Source organism: Solibacillus sp., from assembly GCF_040273735.1.
Lineage (GTDB): Bacteria > Bacillota > Bacilli > Bacillales_A > Planococcaceae > Solibacillus.
The window spans coordinates 1-3,329 of record NZ_JBELZM010000038.1; the positions used below are offsets into that span (position 1 = coordinate 1).

Below are 3,329 nucleotides of genomic sequence, written 5' to 3' on the forward strand. Positions count from 1 at the left end.
AAATTCTTCATTATATTTCGTCATAAAAAATCACCCTAAAAGTTAGTTTTTACTCTAACTTTTGGGGTGCAGTACCTTCTTAAATAAGAAAAGTGCTTTATTCAATTATAGGCATTTAATGTGATAATATTAATTATGGATAATTATGTTAAAATTTATTGGTGAATGTGAAGAAATATACTTAAGCGGGACAGGTAAAAGAAGAGGGTTTTAATTTTAGGAGGGGAAGTAAATGAGAAAAAACTTATTTGTCTTAGCATGGATTATGTTAATTTTTTTAGCTGGTTGTTCACAACAAGAAACATTAAAAAAGACAGAAGATTTAGTTATACCACCCTTTGAATATATTTTAGAGAATGGTTATCCAGTAAATGATAAAGGTGAAACTTATGGACCAGATATGGGAAATAGGATGATTATTGAAGAACCTGATTTAATATTGGCACAAGGTGAGAACAGTATAATAGGATATGCAAAAAAAGTAGAGTTGGATGGTCCAAAGCCAAAAACCCCAGAAGAAGCAGTTAAACTAAATAACGCTCCTCCAAGAGAAGTTTCTTTGTATGATGTTGATGGAGAGACTATTATTGGTACGTTTTGGATAGGTAAATAGATGATGTTCTATTAATGGACAACTTTTAATAAAGGGAATCAGTTATTCCTTTTAGAAGGTCGTCGAATAAGTGACTTAGCAAAGGATAAAGTATAAATTTTAGGGGGTATTTAATGTTTGTCGTAAATGTAGAAGGGGCAATTCGTCGCAATGAAAAATGGCTTTTAATCCGCAGAAGTGAAAAGGAGGAGCATGCTGGTGGAGGTCTCTCATTAGTAGGAGGAAAGTGTGAAATTGAAGGTAATTCGTCTGATATTCTGGAAAGAACATTAAAACGCGAAGTTTTTGAAGAAGTAGGTAGCGAAATTACAGGCATTGAATATGTAAATAGCTCCTCCTTCGTGACAGAATCAGGGATAAATGTAATTGATATCGTTTTCCTATGTCATCATAAATCTGGAGAGCCTTACGCTAAAAGTCCTGAAGAAGTGGATGATGTTATTTGGATGTCTACATCAGAGATTCTTGCACATACGGAACTACCTTTATTTCTAAAAGAAAACATTAAACTTGCAGAGAAAATACTACAAGATAATTTGAAGGTGAAATGTTAGTTATTACATTTTCATTATATGGCGCGATTCTTCAATAAGAAGATCGCGTTTTTCCATTATAGAGTCATTTTGTTGAATAACTTCTTAAAAGGCATCTGGATATTTATGTTAAAATTCATGTGAGGTTGTGCAACAATGTTTTTAAGCTAACGTGCAGGTTATTAAACTAGGAGATGTTAATTACTATTGTCAGGAGCTGATAAATTGACTAATTTGTATTTTGTTAGGCACGCACATTCTATATATACACCTGATGAATTAAATAGACCTTTATCGGAAAGAGGTTTTGTTGATGTAAAAATTGTTACCAAATTATTACAAACAGAGGAAATTGGTATTGTTGTTTCAAGTCCGTTTAAACGAGTAGTACAAACTGTCGAAGGCATAGCAGAATATATAAATAAAGAAGTCGAAATTATAGATGGTTTTAAAGAACGTACCTTAACCACAGTCCCAGCTGACAATTTTAATCTTGCGATAACAAAAGTATGGGAGGACTACAATTTTTCATGGGAGGGTGGAGAATCTAACATTGTCGCACAAAAAAGAGGTGTAGAAAACACTTTGAATATATTAGAGAAATACAAAGGTGAAAATGTTGTTGTAGGAACACATGGAAATATAATGGTTTTAATCATGAATTACTTTGATAGCCGGTATGATTTCTCTTTTTGGCAGAATCTCGATATGCCAGATATATATAAATTAATTTTTCATGGGAAAGTGCTAAGAAACGTAGAGAAAGTTTGGGAAAGAATATAATATAATTTTTCAATTAACGGGTGCTTTAATTGAAGAACGATCTTTAACAATTTAGCGCATTCTTGAAAAGGATTGCCATTAGGGATGTATATGTGCGTTTATATTAATTTAAGAGGGGAGAGTTACACATGAAGGCTTCAGAAAATATACTAAAGATTTGGAATCAATTTAAGCACTTTCCTATGGAAACACTAACAAAAGCTTGGTATGCAAAACAAAACCCATTAAAATATCAGCGTTCAGTTGAGCTTATGAAAGAACATTATAGACAATATAAAATTACAGGAAACTGTTTTGATTTAGCAATTTGGCTATTGGATGAATTTAAACGAAATAATATTGAAGCGTATGCAATAGGTCATCATTTATTTACCGAAGATGCTCATATTGCTGTTATAGCAATAGACGAAAATAAGTATAAATATTTATGTGACTTAGGAGATCAATGGATTCAGCCCATTTGTTTAGATAAAAATTGCCTATCCTCTAATTTAGAGGAATACATAGGATTTTTTCCAGGTGCCAAAATTCAATTACAACATCAAGGTGATGAAATTGAAATTTTCTATAAACGGCCAAATGGAAAAACTTCTAGGCAAGTATTTAATTTGAATGCTATTGATGAAAATCAATTATTAGAAGCCGCTGAATTCTCACAAAGATTAATAAAACCATATCCACTTCTTGAATGCAGACAGTATGAAAATGAAATAACTCACTGGGAATTTTATAACTTTAGAAGTTATTCATCTTCTATGAATGGTTTAGTAGAAGATACCAAACATAGGACAGTAGTAGAGTGGGCAACAATGATACATGAAAAAACAAGTTATAACTTTGAGATTCTCTTAGAAGTATTAGGCTACTATCTGGAATTACAAAGTTTCAATCTAAAGTCTTAATCGAATTCTTAAGCTAGTCTAAATTAACCGACATTATTGGTAATTTTTTAAATTGAGTATATAATTATAAGTCACATATAAGGAAGGGGAACGAATGTTTGACTATTTATCATAAAGTAATCGGAGAAGGGTATCCCATTGTTATGCTGCATGGATGGACCCTCGATAATCAAGTAATGTATTATGCACTTGAGCCTATATTTAAGAAGCAAAATGGCTGGAAAAGAATATACATAGATCTACCGGGTATGGGACAATCTGAAAGTCATCCATCAATTAAGAACTCTGATGATATTTTAGAAGAGGTAATATGCCTATTGGATGAGATAATCCCTAACCAACATTTTATTATTTGTGGAAATTCATACGGCGGTTATATTGCAAGAGGAATTGTCCATTTGAAAAAGAAACAAGTTCGTGGATTATTATTAATGGCGCCTTTGACAATACCTGAAGTTGACAAAAGAGTTGTACCGCAGCAAACCATTTTAAAGAGAG

5 protein-coding genes are annotated in these 3,329 nt (G+C 32.1%); all 5 read left to right on the forward strand.

The features are described 5' to 3' along the window. The first annotated feature begins 232 nt into the window (after nucleotides 1-232). Nucleotides 233-613, forward strand: a complete 381-nt coding sequence (locus ABS917_RS18790) for a metal ABC transporter substrate-binding protein (RefSeq protein ID WP_350480415.1) — start codon at nucleotides 233-235, stop codon at nucleotides 611-613. Between the two features lie 113 nt (nucleotides 614-726). Continuing rightward, complete coding sequence (locus ABS917_RS18795; protein ID WP_350480416.1) at nucleotides 727-1,167, forward strand: NUDIX hydrolase; 441 nt, start codon at nucleotides 727-729, stop codon at nucleotides 1,165-1,167. A 186-nt stretch (nucleotides 1,168-1,353) separates the two neighbouring features. Next, a complete protein-coding gene (locus ABS917_RS18800) occupies nucleotides 1,354-1,929 on the forward strand; it encodes a histidine phosphatase family protein (RefSeq protein WP_350480417.1) in 576 nt (191 codons plus the stop codon). A 128-nt stretch (nucleotides 1,930-2,057) separates the two neighbouring features. Next, nucleotides 2,058-2,831 (forward strand): hypothetical protein, encoded by a 774-nt coding sequence (locus ABS917_RS18805; protein ID WP_350480418.1) that lies wholly within the window; start codon nucleotides 2,058-2,060, stop codon nucleotides 2,829-2,831. A gap of 98 nt (nucleotides 2,832-2,929) precedes the next feature. Then, nucleotides 2,930-3,329 (forward strand): alpha/beta fold hydrolase (locus tag ABS917_RS18810; RefSeq protein ID WP_350480419.1); only part of this gene is annotated, 400 nt, incomplete at its 3' end.

Bases quoted from the DNA above. Each gene is read 5' to 3' on its own strand.
- ABS917_RS18805 (WP_350480418.1), top strand. From the start codon at position 2,058: ATGAAGGCTTCAGAAAATATACTAAAGATTTGGAATCAATTTAAGCAC.
- ABS917_RS18790 (WP_350480415.1), top strand. From the start codon at position 233: ATGAGAAAAAACTTATTTGTCTTAGCATGGATTATGTTAATTTTTTTA.
- ABS917_RS18795 (WP_350480416.1), top strand. From the start codon at position 727: ATGTTTGTCGTAAATGTAGAAGGGGCAATTCGTCGCAATGAAAAATGG.